General features: G+C 71.6%; 16 protein-coding genes. 9 read left to right on the top strand and 7 right to left on the bottom strand.

The genetic code is table 11. The annotated features are described in order from the left end of the window. Positions 1-16: 16 nt before the first annotated feature. A complete protein-coding gene (gene pyrE / locus Microterr_RS14240; RefSeq protein ID WP_263797184.1) occupies positions 17-595 on the top strand; it encodes an orotate phosphoribosyltransferase in 579 nt (192 codons plus the stop codon). A gap of 39 nt (positions 596-634) precedes the next feature. On the opposite strand, the gene Microterr_RS14235 is transcribed toward pyrE, so the two are convergent. The 3 genes from Microterr_RS14235 to Microterr_RS14225 all read right to left on the bottom strand — a co-directional run bounded on the left by Microterr_RS14235 (position 635) and on the right by Microterr_RS14225 (position 2314). Next, complete coding sequence (locus Microterr_RS14235) at positions 635-814, bottom strand: hypothetical protein (protein ID WP_263797185.1); 180 nt, start codon at positions 812-814, stop codon at positions 635-637. A gap of 109 nt (positions 815-923) precedes the next feature. After that, positions 924-1496, bottom strand: coding sequence for a YdeI/OmpD-associated family protein (locus tag Microterr_RS14230; protein ID WP_263797186.1), 573 nt, complete (start codon positions 1494-1496; stop codon positions 924-926). Next, a complete protein-coding gene (locus Microterr_RS14225; RefSeq protein WP_263797187.1) occupies positions 1496-2314 on the bottom strand; it encodes an HAD-IIA family hydrolase in 819 nt (272 codons plus the stop codon). Before Microterr_RS14225 ends, Microterr_RS14230 begins: the two co-directional genes overlap by 1 nt. Before the next feature lie 41 nt (positions 2315-2355). Here Microterr_RS14225 and Microterr_RS14220 point away from each other — a divergent pair, with 41 nt between their 5' ends. Continuing rightward, positions 2356-3345 (top strand): SDR family NAD(P)-dependent oxidoreductase, encoded by a 990-nt coding sequence (locus Microterr_RS14220; protein WP_263797188.1) that lies wholly within the window; start codon positions 2356-2358, stop codon positions 3343-3345. Between the two features lie 16 nt (positions 3346-3361). Here Microterr_RS14220 and Microterr_RS14215 read toward each other — a convergent pair whose 3' ends face one another. After that, positions 3362-3994: a metal-dependent transcriptional regulator gene (locus Microterr_RS14215; protein WP_263798877.1), complete on the bottom strand. Its 633-nt coding sequence runs from the start codon at positions 3992-3994 to the stop codon at positions 3362-3364. Between the two features lie 15 nt (positions 3995-4009). Beyond that, positions 4010-5293 (bottom strand): Nramp family divalent metal transporter, encoded by a 1284-nt coding sequence (locus Microterr_RS14210; RefSeq protein ID WP_263797190.1) that lies wholly within the window; start codon positions 5291-5293, stop codon positions 4010-4012. A gap of 179 nt (positions 5294-5472) precedes the next feature. Between Microterr_RS14210 and Microterr_RS14205 the strand changes: the two genes are divergently transcribed. Continuing rightward, entirely contained in the window at positions 5473-6126 is a 654-nt protein-coding gene (locus tag Microterr_RS14205) for a TrmH family RNA methyltransferase (RefSeq protein ID WP_263797191.1), read from the top strand. A 3-nt stretch (positions 6127-6129) separates the two neighbouring features. Here Microterr_RS14205 and Microterr_RS14200 read toward each other — a convergent pair whose 3' ends face one another. After that, on the bottom strand, positions 6130-7449 hold the full coding sequence (locus Microterr_RS14200) for an MATE family efflux transporter (protein WP_263797192.1): 1320 nt from the start codon (positions 7447-7449) through the stop codon (positions 6130-6132). 73 nt (positions 7450-7522) lie between these two features. Here Microterr_RS14200 and Microterr_RS14195 point away from each other — a divergent pair, with 73 nt between their 5' ends. Together Microterr_RS14195 and Microterr_RS14190 are read left to right on the top strand one after the other, a co-directional pair. Then, entirely contained in the window at positions 7523-9496 is a 1974-nt protein-coding gene (locus Microterr_RS14195) for a M13 family metallopeptidase (protein ID WP_263797193.1), read from the top strand. A 65-nt stretch (positions 9497-9561) separates the two neighbouring features. Continuing rightward, complete coding sequence (locus Microterr_RS14190) at positions 9562-10485, top strand: serine hydrolase (protein ID WP_263797195.1); 924 nt, start codon at positions 9562-9564, stop codon at positions 10483-10485. Positions 10486-10502: 17 nt separating this feature from the next. On the opposite strand, the gene purU is transcribed toward Microterr_RS14190, so the two are convergent. Then, positions 10503-11375: a formyltetrahydrofolate deformylase gene (purU, locus tag Microterr_RS14185; protein WP_263797196.1), complete on the bottom strand. Its 873-nt coding sequence runs from the start codon at positions 11373-11375 to the stop codon at positions 10503-10505. A 60-nt stretch (positions 11376-11435) separates the two neighbouring features. Here purU and Microterr_RS14180 point away from each other — a divergent pair, with 60 nt between their 5' ends. From Microterr_RS14180 to Microterr_RS14165, 4 genes are all read left to right on the top strand, one after another. Continuing rightward, on the top strand, positions 11436-12449 hold the full coding sequence (locus Microterr_RS14180; protein WP_263797198.1) for an acyl-CoA thioesterase: 1014 nt from the start codon (positions 11436-11438) through the stop codon (positions 12447-12449). A gap of 113 nt (positions 12450-12562) precedes the next feature. Then, positions 12563-13333, top strand: a complete 771-nt coding sequence (locus Microterr_RS14175; RefSeq protein ID WP_263797200.1) for a 3-oxoacid CoA-transferase subunit A — start codon at positions 12563-12565, stop codon at positions 13331-13333. Continuing rightward, complete coding sequence (locus Microterr_RS14170) at positions 13330-14025, top strand: 3-oxoacid CoA-transferase subunit B (protein WP_263797201.1); 696 nt, start codon at positions 13330-13332, stop codon at positions 14023-14025. Before Microterr_RS14175 ends, Microterr_RS14170 begins: the two co-directional genes overlap by 4 nt. 1 nt (position 14026) lies before the next feature. Beyond that, entirely contained in the window at positions 14027-15196 is a 1170-nt protein-coding gene (locus tag Microterr_RS14165) for a thiolase family protein (protein ID WP_263797202.1), read from the top strand. Positions 15197-15208: the final 12 nt, after the last annotated feature.

Raw genomic sequence — 15208 nt, 5'->3', positions numbered from 1 at the left:
TTCTAGACTCGACCACATGACCGTCGCCTCCACGCCCGAACTCGAAGCCGATCGACAGGCCCTCATCGGCCTCATCCAGGACGAAGCCGTCTTCCACGGCGACTTCACCCTCTCCAGCGGCAAGAAGGCGACCTACTACGTCGATATGCGCAAGCTGACGCTCGACCACCGTGCGGCGCCCGCCATCGGCCGGATCATGCTCGATCTGATCAAGGACGTCGACGGCGTCGTCGCGGTCGGCGGGCTGACGCTCGGCGCCGACCCGATCGCGAACGCGGTGATGCACGAGTCGGCGCGCACCGACTCGCCCCTCGACGCGTTCGTGGTGCGCAAGGAGCCCAAGGACCACGGCCGCGGCCGTCAGGTGGAGGGGGCGGATGTCGCGGGCCGGCGCGTCATCGTGGTCGAGGACACCTCGACCACAGGGCAGTCGGCCCTCAAGGCCGTCGACGCGCTGCGCCGCGAAGGGGCCGAGCCGATCGCGGTCGCGGTGATCGTCGACCGCAAGACCGGCGCGCAGGCCGCGGTCGAGGCCGCCGGGCTGCAGTGGCTCGCCGCGATCGACCTCGACGACCTGGGCCTCGCGCCGCAGTAGCGGTCGCCCCGCCGCTGCCGGCGTGCCCGCCCGGCGGCGTCAGTGGAAGATCGGGAGCTGCGAGGACAGGGCGAGCATCAGGCCGAGCAACGTCAGGATCAGCACTCCGCGACGGTTCGTCGTCGCGCCGGCGGCCGAGGCCTCCTTCTGGGTGCGCAGGAACAGCACGAGGGCGACCGCCAGCACGGCCAGACCCGACAGGCCGAGGATGAGGGCCATCAGTCGCCGCCGTCCCGGCGGTGGCGGACCATCTGCACGATCAGCACCACCAGCGCGGTGGCGGTGATGAGCGCGGAGCTCACCAGCAGGAGCGTCTGCTCGAACGGATTCACGGGCGCTTCCCCACTGCGGCATCGGCCGCGATCTTCGCGATCCGCGCGGCGCGCGTCTCGGGCCTGCGGGCGCTGTCGACGGCGGAGATGCCGACCTTGCGGCTCGACGGCGGGAACGCGTCCCATCCGGCGCGCGCCGCGGGCAGCGCGTCGAGGGCGGCCTTCAGGTCGTCAGGCTCCCGCAGCGCCTCGGCGTTGTCGAGGATCGTCCACGACCCGTTCGCCTTCGCCACCTCGATCGCGCGGATGCCCGCAGCGGTGAGCAGCCCGTCTCGCTCGAGGATCTCGAGCCGCGCCTTGTTCGTGGCAGCCCACCCGCTCATCGGACGTCGCGGGGCGAACCACAGTCCGCCGGTCTGCTCGTCGAAGGTGCGCACGGGCCCGTCGATCCAGCCGAAGCACAGCGCCTGCATGATGGCGTCCTCGTAGGCCACGAGCTCCAGACCGGAGCCCTTCCGCGGCCGGACCAGCCACGCCCCGGTGGAGGTCGCATGGTGGGCGCTCAGCCACTCGCGCCACTGCGCAGCATCCGTCGCCATCACCCGTTCGCCGTCGTCGAGCGCCCCCATCACACGCCCTCGGGCAGGTCGGGCAGGTCGGTCTCGATCGGCTCGGGGGCGATCAGGTCGGCCACCGAGTCGACGATCTCGTCGGGACGGAAGGGGTAGCGCTCGATCTCGGCACGGTCGCTGATGCCGGTGAGCACGAGCACCGTGTGCAGGCCCGCCTCGATGCCGGCGACGACGTCGGTGTCCATCCGGTCGCCGATCATGCCGGTGTTCTCGGAGTGCGCGCCGATGCGGTTGAGCGCGGAGCGGAACATCATCGGGTTCGGCTTGCCCACGACGTAGGGCGCCTTGCCGGTTGCGTGGGTGATCAGCGCGGCAAACGATCCCGTGGCGGGAACGACGCCGAAGGGCGTGGGGCCGGTCGCGTCAGGGTTGGTGATGATGAAGCGCGCCCCCGCGTTGATGAAGCGGATCGCCTGCGTGATCGCCTCGAACGAGTAGTGGCGCGTCTCGCCCACCACGACGTAGTCGGGCTGCGACTCGGTCATCACGAAGCCGGCCTCGTGCAGCGCGGTGGTGAGCCCCGCCTCGCCGATGACGAACGCGGTTCCGCCGGGATGCTGCGACTTCAGGAACTCGGCCGTGGCCAGCGCCGAGGTCCAGATGCGGTCCTCCGGCACGTCGAGCCCCGACGCGCGCAGCCGGGCGCTGAGATCGCGGGGCGTGAAGATCGGGTTGTTGGTGAGCACCAGGAAGGGGACGCCGGTGTCGCGCCACTGCGCCAGCAGCTCGGCCGCCCCGGGGATGGGGCGGTTCTCGTGGACGAGCACCCCGTCCATGTCGGTGAGCCAGCAATCGATGTCGGCTGAGGTCCGCATGTGGCCAGCGTATCCGTGTCGTTCGGACGTAGTGTCGGAGCGTGGCGAGACGCGGCGCATCCTGGGACCCTCAGCATCTGCCGGATCTCACCGGCCGCACCTACGTCGTCACGGGCGCGAACGCCGGGATCGGCTACTTCTCGAGCGAGCAGCTCGTGCGCGCGGGTGCCCATGTGGTGATGACCGGCCGCAACCCGCCGCGCCTCGCGGCGGCCCGCGCCGCGATCTACCGGCGGGTACCGGGCTCGGCCGACCGCGCCGCCGTCGAGACGCTGCTGCTCGACACCAGCAACCTCGGGTCGGTGCGCGCGGCCGCTGCCACCCTGCGCGGCCGCAAGAAGATCGACGGGCTGCTGCTGAACGCCGGGATCGTGCACCCGCCGGCGCAGCGCGAGACCGCCAGCGACGGCAGCGAGATCGTGTTCGCCACCAATGTGCTCGGGCATTTCGCGCTCGCCGGCGAGCTGCTGCTGCCGCTGGCGGCCGCCCTCGGCCGGATGGTCTGGCTCGGCAGCCTGTCGACCGCGCTCACGCCGTACGACCCGGTCGACCCGCAGCTGGTCGACGGGTACACCTCGTGGCGGGCGTACGTGCAGTCGAAGGTGGCGACGACCGCACTCGGGCTGGAGGCGGCGCGGCGCCTGCACGCCGCGGGCGTGCCGGTGGCGAGCGTCGTCGCGCACCCCGGGTTCTCGATCGGCGGCCGCACCGTCGCGGTGGCCGGGGTGAACGAGCCGACCAGGGCCAAGCGCTTCGCCGACAGCCTGCTGCTGCCGGTCAGCCAGTCGAAGGAGCACGGGGCGTGGGCCCCGGTGCGCGCGCTCACCGACCCGCATGTGCGCGGCGGCGAGTTCTTCGGCCCGCGCTACCTCCTGCGCGGCGACCCGCATCGGGCGACACCCTCGCGCATCACGCGCGACCGCGACATCGCCGAGCGTCTCTGGCAGGTCGCGGAGGAGACCACTCAGGTGCGGTGGCGGCTCGACAAGGCGGCCCGTCGCCCTCGGCGCCGCTGGTTCGGCCGGGCGTAGCCGCGCGCCCCTCGCCTCAGGCGGAGAGCCAGACGGCGTCGGCAGCGTCGCCCGGCAGGCTGACGTCTGCTCCGCCGAGGCGCAGGGTGGCAGCATCCACCGCCGTCACGACCGCCCCCACGGAGACGCCCGCCGCCTCGACCGCGCGCAGCAGCTGCGGGTCGCGGTCGCTCACGCGCAGCACGCGGCCGGTGTGGCCGGTGGGCGCCGTGCGCAGCAGCACGAACGCCTCGCGGTGCACGTGCCCGTCGGCGTCGGGGATCGCGTCGCCGTGCGGGTCGAAGCGCGGGTGCCCGAGCCGCTCGTCGATGCGCGCGAGCAGGCGGTCGCTGAGCACGTGCTCGAGCACCTCTGCCTCGTCGTGCACCTCGTCCCAGGAGTAGCCGAACTCGCGGACCAGCCACGTCTCGACCAGCCGGTGCCGCCGGATGATCGCCGCGGCGCGCACCTCGCCGGCGGTGCTCAGCCGGATCGGCCCGTACGGACGGTGCGTGACCAGACCCTGGGCGGCGAGCTTCTGCACCATCTCGGTCACGCTCGACGGCGCCAGCGACAGCTCGGCGGCCAGCTGCGAGGGCGTGATCGGGTCGCTCTGCCACTCGGTGTGGTGGTAGATCGTCTTCAGGTAGTCGTCGATCGCGACGGACATCGGCACCAGGCAAGGCTACCCGCCGGTGAACACCAGCCAGAGGAGCACCCCGTTCAGGGTGATGAGGAACACGGATGCGGCGACCCCGGCGATCGTCGTGCCGACCCGGTTGCGATACCGGCCGAGGGTGCGCTCCTGCGCGGTCAGCGCCACCAGCGGGATCAGCGCGAACGGGATGCCGAACGACAGCACCACCTGGCTCAGGATCAAGGCGCCCGTCGGGTCGGCGCCGATCGCGAGGATCGCGAGTGCGGGGATGAGGGTCACCAGCCGCCGCGCGATCAGCGGGATGCGCACCCGCAGCAGCCCGTGCATGATCTCGGCGCCCGCGTACGCGCCGACGGCGGTGCTGGCCAGGCCGCTCGCGAGCAGCCCGACCGCGAACAGGGTCGCCACCAGCGGGCCGATGCCGTCGCGCAGGGCCGCGTAGGCGCCCTCGAGGCTGTCGGTGCCCGGCACGCCTGCGAGCGCCGCGGCCGCGAGCAGCAGGATGCAGAGGTTCACGGTGCCGGCGACGGCCATGGCGATCGTGACGTCCCACCGGGTCGCCCGCAGCAGCCGGGGGGTGGAGTGCTCGCTCGCACGGAACCGGTCGCGCGCCAGCGCGCTGTGCGCGTAGATGGCGTGCGGCATGATCGTCGCGCCGAGGATGGATGCTGCCAGCAGCACCGAGTCGGTCCCCTCGAAGCGGGGGACCAGACCCGCCACGATCCCCGCGGGGTCCGGCGGGACGACGAAGACGCCGAACACGAACCCGACCGCGATGATCAGCACCATCGCCATGACGACGAACTCGAACGTGCGCGGGCCGCGCCGCGACTGCAGCACGAGCAGGGCGATCGAGATGGCCCCGGTGATCGCGCCGCCCCACAGCAGCGGGAGCCCGAACAGCAGGTTGAGGGCGACCGCGCCGCCGATCACCTCGGCGATGTCGGTGGCCATCGCCACCAGCTCGGCCTGCACCCAGTAGGCGCGCCGGCCCCACCGGTTGCGGAGCCTCTCGCCGAGCACCTCGGGCAGGCTCTGGCCGGTGACGATGCCGAGCTTGGCCGACAGGTACTGGATCAGCCACGCCATCACGTTGCCGATCACGACCACCCACACCAGCAGGTAGCCGTAGCGGGCTCCCGCGGTCATGTTGCTGGCGACGTTGCCGGGGTCGAGGTAGGCGACACCCGCGACGAGAGCGGGGCCGAGCAGCCACGCGATGCGGGCGCCGACGGGTGGGCCTCCCGGCGCAGGCCGGAGGGTCGGACTCGTCGCCCGCGGTGACGTCGCCGTCGACGCTGATTTCGGCATACCGAAACTGTAGCGATGTTTCGGCGCCCCGAAAAGGCCTCGACCTTCCCGCTCACCTGTCGCAATCTGCATCCCAACGCGCACTCTGCGACAGGTGAGCGAGAGGGGAAGGGCGAGAGGGGAAGGGCGAGAGGGGGAAGAGCGAGAGGGACCGGGAGGCGCCGGGCTAGCCTGGGGCGGTGACCCCGCCGCCCGACGCCGCGCCAACAGGCGAGCCCGCCGAGCCGGAACTCCCCTACGGGGTCGGCCCGTGGCCGAGCGCGCCGGAGGAGTGGCCGGACGACCCTCGCTACGACCGCGCACTCCTGGCGGACGGCGACCGCCGCAACGTGATCGACCGCTACCGCTACTGGACCATGGACGCGATCGTCGCCGATCTCGATGCGCAGCGGCATCCGTTCCATGTCGCGATCGAGAACTGGCAGCACGACATGAACATCGGCTCGATCGTCCGCAGTGCCAACGCGTTCGGCGCCGCTGAGGTGCACATCATCGGCAAGCGGCGGTGGAACCGGCGCGGCGCCATGGTCACCGACCGCTACCAGCACGTGCGCCACCACGAGGATGTCAGCGCCTTCGCGGCGTGGGCGGCCTCAGGTGGACTCCCCGTGATCGCGGTCGACAACGTCGCGGGCTCGGAGCCGGTCGACCGGGCCGAGCTGCCCGAGCGCTGCGTGCTCCTCTTCGGCCAGGAGGGGCCCGGGCTGTCGCCCGAGGCAGTGGCGGCAGCATCCGGCGTCGTCGAGATCACCCAGTACGGCTCGACCCGCTCGATCAATGCCAGCGCGGCCGCGGCCGTGGTGATGTACGAATGGTGTCGCCGCTGGGCGTGAGGATCACGCCCCGGCGGTGAGCCATCGGGCGCCGCGCACCCGCCAGCCGAGGGTGGCGAGCCGGGCGAGCATGTACACGCCGAAGAACGCGGCCGCGAGCCAGGCGAGGCCGGCGGCGTCCGTCGGCTGCAGCAGGGCGATCGCGACGAGGGCGGGCAGGAACGGCACGAGGTTCAGCATCCCGACGACGGCGAGGTAGCGGGCGTCGCCCGCGCCCATCAGCACGCCGTCGAGCACGAAGACCACGCCGCACACCGGCTGCGCGACGGCGAGCACGATCAGCGCGGGCTGCACCAGCGCCGCGATCTCGGGGTCGCCCGTGAACACCAGGCCGATGACACCGGAGAGGCCGCCGATCACGAGGCCGACCGCCACGCCGAACCAGGCGCCCCACGCCACAGTGCGACCGAGCACGCGATGCACGAACGGCTCGTCGCCCGCGCCGAGGCCCTTGCCGATCAGCGCCTGCGCCGCGATCGCGAGCGCGTCGAGGGCGAATGCCGCGGTCGAGAAGATCGTGAACGCGACCTGCCAGCCGGCCAGCTCATCGGTGCCGAGGCCCGCCGCGACCGCGACGGTCGCGAGCAGGGCGATCCGCAGCGACACGGTGCGCACGAAGAGCCAGCCGCCCGAGCGCGCCGACCCGCGCACGCCCTCGCGCTGGGGGAGGACGGATGCGGCGTGCTCCCGCGCCAGCCGGCCCACCACCACGACGTACGCGGCCACCATGCCCCACTGCGCCACCACGGTGCCGAGGGCCGACCCGGCGATGCCCCACCCGAACCCGTAGATGAACAAGGCGTTCAGGAGGGCGTTGGCGGCGAAGCCGAGCCCGGCGATCCACAGCGGCGTCACCGTGTCCTGCAGCCCGCGCAGCAGTCCGGTGGCCGCGAAGACGATGAGCATCGCGGGCAGGCCCCACATCGAAAGCTCGAGGTAGATCCTGGCCTGCTCGGACACAGCCTCCGTCGCGGAGAACAGCCCGACGATCGTCGGCGCGAGCAGAGCGCCCACGGCGGCGAGGACCGCGCCGATGAGCACCGCCAGCCACATGCCGTCGATGCCGACGGAGACGGCGTCGCGCGTGTCGCCCGCCCCGAACCGGCGGGCGACCGCGGGCGTCGTCGAGTACGCGAGGAAGACCATCAGCCCCACGATCGTCTGCAGCACCGCCGACGCGATGCCGAGCCCCGCCAGCGGCGTCACCCCCAGATGGCCGACCAGCGCCGAGTCGACGATGAGGAACAGCGGCTCGGCGACCAGGGCCCCGAGCGCGGGGACGGCGAGGCGCAGGATGTCCCGGTTCAGGGTCTGCGCGGCCATGCGATGAGCCTAGATGCGACACATGCGGCGACTGCCCACCACCGGGGTCGGTCGGCGCGCGTATCCTGGACGGATGACCGAGACCGCCCCCCGCTCGGGTATCGAGCTGTCCGAGCTGAGCACCGAGATCCGCCCGCAGGACGACCTGTTCCGGCACGTGAACGGCTCGTGGCTGGACCGCACCGAGATCCCCGAGGACAAGGCCCGCTGGGGCTCGTTCCACCTCATCGCCGAGCAGGCGGAGAAGGACGTGCGCGCGATCGTCGAGGAGTCGCAGCAGGCGGAGCCCGGCACCGAGTCCCGCAAGATCGGCGACCTGTACTCCAGCTTCATGGACACGGACCGCATCGCGGAACTCGCCGCATCCCCGCTCGCCGATCAGCTGGCGAAGGTGGATGCCGTGGCCTCCGTCGACGACGTGCTGCGCACGATCGGCGAGTTGGAGCGCGACGGTGTGCGGGGTCTCTTCGGCCTGTACGTCGAGCCCGACCCCGGCAACCCGACCCGCTACGTGCCGTTCGTGCTTCAGAGCGGCCTGTCCCTGCCGGACGAGAGCTACTACCGGCTCGAGAGCTTCGAGGCCACGCGCACCGCGTTCCGCGGGCACATCGAGCGGATCCTGGGCCTGGCCGGCATCGACGACCCCGCGGGCACGGCCGACCGCGTCTTCGCGCTCGAGACCGAGCTGGCCACGCACCACTGGGACAACGTGCGCAGCCGCGACGCGGTCGCCACCTACAACCTGAAGACCTGGGCCGAGTTCACCGAGCTCGTCGGCCTCGATCTGCAGCCGTGGATCGACGGCGTCGCACCCGACCACGCCGACGCCTTCGCCGTCGTCAACGTGTACCAGCCGAGCTTCTTCGAGTCGTTCGGCGCCCTGCTCGTCGACGACCGCCTCGAGGACTGGAAGGCCTGGCTGCGCTTCGCCGTCGTGCACGGCGCCGCCGCGTTCCTCTCGGATGACTTCGTCGACGAGAACTTCGCGTTCTACGGCACCCAGCTCACCGGCGTGCCCGTCAACCGCGAGCGCTGGAAGCGCGGCGTCGGCCTGGCGGAGGCGGCGATGGGCGAGGCCATCGGCCGCGTCTACGTCGAACGGCACTTCCCGCCGGCGGCGAAGGAGGCCATGGACGAGCTGGTCGCCAACCTCATCGAGGCCTACCGCCAGTCCATCACCGACCTCGAGTGGATGAGCCCGGAGACCCGCGAGCGCGCGCTCGCGAAGCTCGACGCGTTCACCCCCAAGATCGGCTACCCCGTGAAGTGGAAGGACTACTCCGGGCTCGAGATCGACGCCGCCGACCTGATCGGCAACGTCCGCCGCGCGCACGTGCTCGAGCACGATCGTCAGCTCGGCAAGGTCGGGCAGCCGATCGACCGCGACGAGTGGTTCATGACCCCGCAGACCGTCAACGCGTACTACAACCCGCTGATGAACGAGATCGTGTTCCCCGCGGCGATCCTGCAGTACCCGTTCTTCGACGCGGAGCGGGATGCTGCCGCCAACTACGGCGGGATCGGCGCCGTGATCGGTCACGAGATCGGGCACGGCTTCGACGACCAGGGCAGTCGCTTCGACGGGGACGGGTCGCTGCGCGACTGGTGGACGGATGCTGACCGCGAGGCGTTCGAGGAGCGCACCAAGAATCTCATCGCGCAGTACGAGGAGCTCGTCCCGGTCGGCCTGGCCGAGGAGAACCACGTCAACGGCGCCCTCACGATCGGCGAGAACATCGGCGACCTGGGCGGCCTCGGCATCGCGCTGAAGGCCTACGCGCTGCATCTCGACGGGGCCGGCGCGGGCGACGACGTGCTGGACGGGTTCACCGGCATCCAGCGTCTGCTGCTGAGCTGGGCGCAGATCTGGCAGCAGAAGGGCCGTGACGCGGAGACGATCCGCCTCCTCACGATCGACCCGCACGCGCCCAACGAGTTCCGCTGCAACCAGATCGTCCGCAACATCGACGCGTTCTACGACGCGTTCGGGGTGACCGAGTCGGATGCTCTCTGGCTCGACGCCGACAAGCGGGTCTCCATCTGGTGATCGCCGCGGACACCGCATCGCAGACCACCCGCCGCAGCCGCATCCGACTGGAAGGAACCGCGCTCATGGGCACGCCCCCGGAGCCACTCAAGGATCCAGCATCCCAGCGGGAGTCTCGCCGGGGCGGCAAACGCCGGCTCCCGCGCAGGGCCGCGGCCGGCCGCAGGTCGTTCACCTCGACCCTGAAGGCGCTCGACCAGCTGGCGACCGCGGGTGCGCGGGTGTCGGTGCGCATCACCGACCTCGACCGCGGCCACGTGGTGCTCGCCGGCGACGACCACCTCACCCTCCCGGTGGCGGGGCTCGGCGTGGTGCCGCTGCTCATCGAGGTGGCCGCGGGCATCGAGGCGGGCACGCTCGACCCGCTCGAGATCATCGATCGCGAGGACGTCGGCCCGGTCGCGACCGTGGGCATCTGGCAGCACCTGAAGGCGCCAGCGCTGCCGCTGGTCGACCTCGCCGTGCTCGCCGCGTCGACGGGTGACGCGCTGGCCTCGAACGCCCTGATCGCGAAGGTCGGGCTCGAGGCCGTCCGCGCGCGCATCGAGCAGCTCGGCATGACGCGCACCGCGCTGATCGACGCCTTCCGCGACGAGCGAGGCCCCGACGACGCCCCGCAGGTCGCGGTCGGGTCGGCCGGCGAGCTCGCCGAGGTGTTCGCGGCGCTGGTCAACTCGCAGGCGGTCTCGCCCGCGGTGAGCGCGCAGGTCGCGGAGTGGCTGAGCCTGAACCACGACCTCTCGCTGGTGGCGTCGGCGACGGGGCTCGACCCGTTCGCGCACGAGAACGACGAGCACGGGCTGCTGTTCATCAACAAGACCGGACGTGACGCCGGCGTCCGGGTCGAGGCCGGCGTGCTCGCGGGGCCGCGGGCCGGAGTGGCCTATGCGCTCATCGTGTGCTTCGACGACCTGTCGATCATGCACCGCTCGCGCGCGCACGAGGCCTTCCGCACCCTGGGCCTCGACCTGATGGAGTACGTGTTCTAACGCTCACTCGCCGCGCGTCAGAACACGATCGTGTGGTTGCCGTGGCGGATCACGCGGTCCTGCGCATGCCACAGGACGGCGCGCGAGAGCACCTGACGCTCGACGTCGGCGCCGCGGCGGGCCAGCTCGGCCGAGGTGTCGGCGTGCGTGACGCGCACGGTGTCCTGCTCGATGATCGGACCCTCGTCGAGGTCGTCGGTCACGTAGTGCGAGGTCGCTCCGATGAGCTTCACGCCCCGCTCCTTCGCCTTGCGGTACGGCTCGGCGCCGACGAAGGCGGGCAGGAAGGAGTGGTGGATGTTGATCACCGGCACCCCGAGCTGCTCGAGGAAGTCGGCTGACAGGATCTGCATGTAGCGGGCCAGCACGACGAAGTCGACATTGCCCTTCAGCAGCTGCAGGATCTGCGCCTCCGCGGCCGCCTTGTCCGCCCCCGCCGACGGCACGTGGAAGAACGGCACCCCGAACGAGCGCACGTCCTCCGCGGCGGTCGTGTGGTTCGACACGACCATCGGGATCGACACGGGCAAGTCGCCGCGGCGGTGCCGCCAGAGCAGATCGAGCAGGCAGTGGTCCTGCTTGGACGCGAGGATCGCCATCCGCTTCGGAATCGACTGGTCGGTGATGGTCCACTGCAGGTCGAAGCCGTCGCCGAGCGTGCGTGCGAGGTCGTCCTCGAGCGCGGGGAGCGCCGCCGACAGGTCAGGGCGGTGGAACACGACGCGCTGGAAGTAGTCGCCGCCGGTCGGATCGTCGGAGTACTGGTCGAACGCGACGATGTTGCCCTGGTGCCGCGTGATCAGCGCCGAGACCGCCGCGACGATGCCCGGGCGGTCCTTGCCGTGCACGATGAGGCAGGCGTGGTCGTGGAGCAGGTGCGGTGCGGCCATGGATCGATTCTGCCCTGTCACGGACGGGTGACCCGCCGATGGCGCGTCTAGGCTGACCGCGTGGACACCCCGAGCACGCAGCATCCGCGGGTCGCCGGCCGGGACGACCGGATCACACTCCGCTTCATGACCACGCCCGCCGACACCGCCGCCGGCGGCAGCTCGGTCGCGGCAGGCAGCGTCATGGAGTGGATCGACAAGGCGGGCTACGCCTGCGCGGTCGGGTGGGCCGGCGCGTACTGCGTCACCGCGTATGTCGGCAACGTGCGTCATCGTCGTCCGATCCCGCTCGGCAGCCTGGTCGAGGTCGAGGCACGTCTCGTGCACACCGGCCGGACGAGCATGCACGTGGTCGTGACCGTCTCGTCTGCCCAGGTGAGCGACCGGCTGTACACGCCCGCGACGACCTGCATCCTGATCTTCGTCGCCAAGGGGGACGCCGGTCGCCCGGCCACGGTCCCGCCCTGGGAGCCGTCCAGCCGCTCCGATCACAAGCTCGCCGCCGCGGCGCTCGAGCGCATCGACGCGCGCACGCGGATCAAGCAGCTCATGCTCGACCAGGAGTACACCGACGCCGGCCGCGCGCCACGCACGGTGCTGCGGTTCCTCGTGCCTCCGGGCGTCGTGAACTGGGGCGGCAAGGCGCACGGCGGCACGGTGATGCGCTGGATCGACGAGGCGGCCTACGCGTGCGCGGTGGGCTGGGCGGCGGATCTGGGGGATGCTGCGGCCACCGCCGTCGCGGTGTACTCCGGCGGCATCCACTTCTTCGCACCCGTGCGCATCGGCGATCTCGTCGAGGTGGAGGCCCGCCTCGTGTACACGAGCGCCCACAGCATGCACCTCAGCATCCGGGTCTCGACGGCCGACCCGCGCACCCCGCAGGACCTCACCCTGACGACCCAGTGCATGAGCGTGTTCGTCGTACCGGGCGCGGGCGGCGTCGCCGCGCCGGTGCCGCAGTGGCTGCCGGAGACCGCCGAGGACGTCCGCCTGCACGATCATGCGAGGCAGATCATCGCGCTCCGCGAGCACATCGTGCCGATCCCCGCGTCGCTGACGCTGGAGCCGTAGGCGCCGCCTCCCGCTGCGCACCCCTGGCGGGGGGCGGCGTTTCGCGCTATCCTGGTTCCGTTCTGCGAACACGCGTTCGCACAGCGAACAGCACGAACCACGAGGAGGTGCGCGTGATCGACAAGACCGTGGCAGACGTCGAATCCGCCGTCGCCGGCATTCCAGACGGCGCGACGGTGATGATCGGCGGCTTCGGCCGCGCGGGTCAGCCGGTGGAGCTCATCGACGCGCTCATCGCGCAGGGCGCGGGTGACCTGACGATCGTCAACAACAACGCGGGCAACGGCGACGTGGGCCTGGCGGCGCTGCTGGCGACCAAGCGCGTGCGCAAGATCATCTGCTCGTTCCCCCGCCAGCACGACTCCTGGGTGTTCGACGGGCTGTACCGCGCCGGCGAGATCGAGCTCGAGATCGTGCCCCAGGGCAACCTCGCTGAGCGCATCCGCGCGGCGGGCGCCGGCATCGGCGCCTTCTTCTCGCCGACCGGCGTGGGCACGGTGCTGGCGGAGGGCAAGGAGGCCCGCGAGATCGACGGGCGGGCGTACGTGCTCGAGTATCCGATCAGGGCGGACTTCGCGCTCATCTCCGCGCTCCAGGGCGACCGGTGGGGCAACCTCGTGTTCCGCGAGACGGCACGCAACTTCGGCCCGATCATGGCCACCGCCGCGGCGACCACGATCGCGCAGGTCGACGAGATCGTCCCGCTCGGCGAGATCGACCCCGAGCACGTCGTCACCCCGGGCATCTTCGTCGATCGCGTGGTCGCGGTGGGGGAGCGGGAGTGGCTGCGAGACGGCGCCTTCGTGGGCGGCGTCGACATCGAAGGGCAGCCGGTCGCCGTCTCGGCCGGCCAGAGCGCCGGGGCAGCGGGGGTCGACCAGTGAGCACCCGCATCACCCGCGACGAGCTGGCCGCGCGCATCGCCGCCGACATCCCCGAGGGCTCCTACGTGAACCTCGGCATCGGCGCACCCACACTGGTGGCCAACTTCCTGCCCGCCGACCTCGAGATCATCCTGCACACCGAGAACGGGCTGCTCGGAATGGGCGAGGCGCCCGAACCCGGGCTCGTCGATCCCGACCTGATCAACGCGGGCAAGCAGCCCGTGACCGCGCTGGCGGGCGCCGCGTACTTCCACCACGCGGATTCGTTCGCGATGATGCGCGGCGGTCACCTCGATGTCTGCGTGCTCGGCGCCTTCCAGGTGTCGCAGCGCGGAGATCTGGCGAACTGGTCGACCGGCGCCCCCGGGGCGATCCCGGCGGTCGGGGGTGCGATGGATCTCGCCATCGGCGCGAAGTCGGTCTACGTGATGACCGACCTGCTCACCAAGACGGGGGAGTCCAAGCTCGTCGAGGCGTGCAGCTACCCGCTCACCGGGGTCGGCTGCGTCACCCGCGTCTACACCGACCACGCGGTCTTCGATGTCACGCCCGACGGCTTCGCCGTGCGTGAGGCGTTCGGGGACAACACGGTGGAGTCGCTCGCCGAGCTGACCGGGCTGGCATTGGCGGATGCGGTGGCCACCGCATCCACGCGGGGCCCTTCGACGGGCTCAGGAACCACGGAGAACTGAGATGACCGCATCCTTCGTCTACGACGCCGTGCGCACCCCGTTCGGCCGCGCCGGCGGCGCGCTGTCGGGCGTGCGCCCCGACGACCTCGCCGCCGTGGTCATGCGCGCAGCCGTCGAACGCGCCGGACTCGACCCCGCCCGCATCGACGACGTGATCTTCGGCGACGCGAACCAGGCCGGCGAGGACAACCGGAACGTCGGGCGCTTCGGCGCGCTGCTCGCGGGCTTCCCCACATCCGTCACCGGCGTGACCGTCAACCGGCTGTGCGCCTCGTCGGTGGAGGCGGTCATCCAGGGGTCGCGGGCGATCGAGGCCGGCGACGCCGACATCATCCTCGCCGGCGGCGTCGAGTCCATGAGCCGGGCACCGTACGTCGTCGAGAAGTCGCCGCGACCGTGGCCGTCCGTCGGCAACCAGACCCTGTGGAACACCTCGATCGGCTGGCGCATGACCAACAAGGCGCTGCCGGCCGGGTGGACGATCAGCAACGGCGAATCGGCCGAGAAGATCGCCGGCGAGTGGGGCATCTCCCGCGCGGAGCAGGATGCGTTCGCCGTGCGCTCGCACCGGCTCGCCGCCGAGGCATGGGCCGCGGGCGTCTACGACGGCGAGATCGTGCAGGTGCCCGGTGCCGAGCTCGCCCGCGACGAGGGCATCCGAGACGACTCATCCGTCGAGAAGCTCGCCGGGCTGAAGGCCCTGTTCGCGGCCGAGGGCACGGTGACGGCGGGCAACTCGTCGCCCATCAACGACGGCGCCTCCGCCGTGCTGCTCGCCGGCGAGGGTGTGCTCCCGGGTGAGCCGCTCGCCCGCATCGTCGGTCGCGCGTCGCACGGCGTCGACCCCGATCAGTTCCCCATCGCCCCCATCGAGGCGGCGAACAAGGCGCTCGCCCGCGCCGGCAGGACGTGGGCCGACGTCGACCTGGTGGAACTGAACGAGGCGTTCGCGTCGCAGTCGCTCGCGTGCATCGCAGGCTGGCCGGACCTCGATCCGGACAAGGTCAACATCCACGGCGGAGCGCTCGCGATCGGGCACCCGCTCGGCGCATCGGGCGGTCGCATCATCGGGCACGCGGCCCACGAGCTCGCCCGGCGCGGCGGGGGCGTCGCGGTCGCGGCGATCTGCATCGGCGTCGGCCAGGGCCTCGCGGTCGTCCTCGAGCGGTGAGAGACTCGTCGC

The organism is Microbacterium terricola (assembly GCF_027943945.1).
In the GTDB taxonomy this organism is placed as follows: Bacteria; Actinomycetota; Actinomycetes; order Actinomycetales; family Microbacteriaceae; genus Microbacterium; species Microbacterium terricola.
Note: the sequence above shows the minus strand (reverse complement) of the source record. Positions and strands in the feature narration are given on the sequence as shown.

What these genes read in the sequence shown, in the direction of transcription:
- Microterr_RS14200 (WP_263797192.1), bottom strand. Translation starts at nt 7,449, where the DNA reads ATGGCCGCGCAGACCCTGAACCGGGACATCCTGCGCCTCGCCGTCCCC.
- Microterr_RS14235 (WP_263797185.1), bottom strand. Translation starts at nt 814, where the DNA reads ATGGCCCTCATCCTCGGCCTGTCGGGTCTGGCCGTGCTGGCGGTCGCC.
- Microterr_RS14230 (WP_263797186.1), bottom strand. Translation starts at nt 1,496, where the DNA reads ATGGGGGCGCTCGACGACGGCGAACGGGTGATGGCGACGGATGCTGCG.
- Microterr_RS14215 (WP_263798877.1), bottom strand. Translation starts at nt 3,994, where the DNA reads ATGTCCGTCGCGATCGACGACTACCTGAAGACGATCTACCACCACACC.
- Microterr_RS14190 (WP_263797195.1), top strand. Translation starts at nt 9,562, where the DNA reads ATGGGCACGCCCCCGGAGCCACTCAAGGATCCAGCATCCCAGCGGGAG.
- pyrE (WP_263797184.1), top strand. Translation starts at nt 17, where the DNA reads ATGACCGTCGCCTCCACGCCCGAACTCGAAGCCGATCGACAGGCCCTC.
- Microterr_RS14210 (WP_263797190.1), bottom strand. Translation starts at nt 5,293, where the DNA reads ATGCCGAAATCAGCGTCGACGGCGACGTCACCGCGGGCGACGAGTCCG.
- Microterr_RS14195 (WP_263797193.1), top strand. Translation starts at nt 7,523, where the DNA reads ATGACCGAGACCGCCCCCCGCTCGGGTATCGAGCTGTCCGAGCTGAGC.
- purU (WP_263797196.1), bottom strand. Translation starts at nt 11,375, where the DNA reads ATGGCCGCACCGCACCTGCTCCACGACCACGCCTGCCTCATCGTGCAC.
- Microterr_RS14225 (WP_263797187.1), bottom strand. Translation starts at nt 2,314, where the DNA reads ATGCGGACCTCAGCCGACATCGATTGCTGGCTCACCGACATGGACGGG.
- Microterr_RS14165 (WP_263797202.1), top strand. Translation starts at nt 14,027, where the DNA reads ATGACCGCATCCTTCGTCTACGACGCCGTGCGCACCCCGTTCGGCCGC.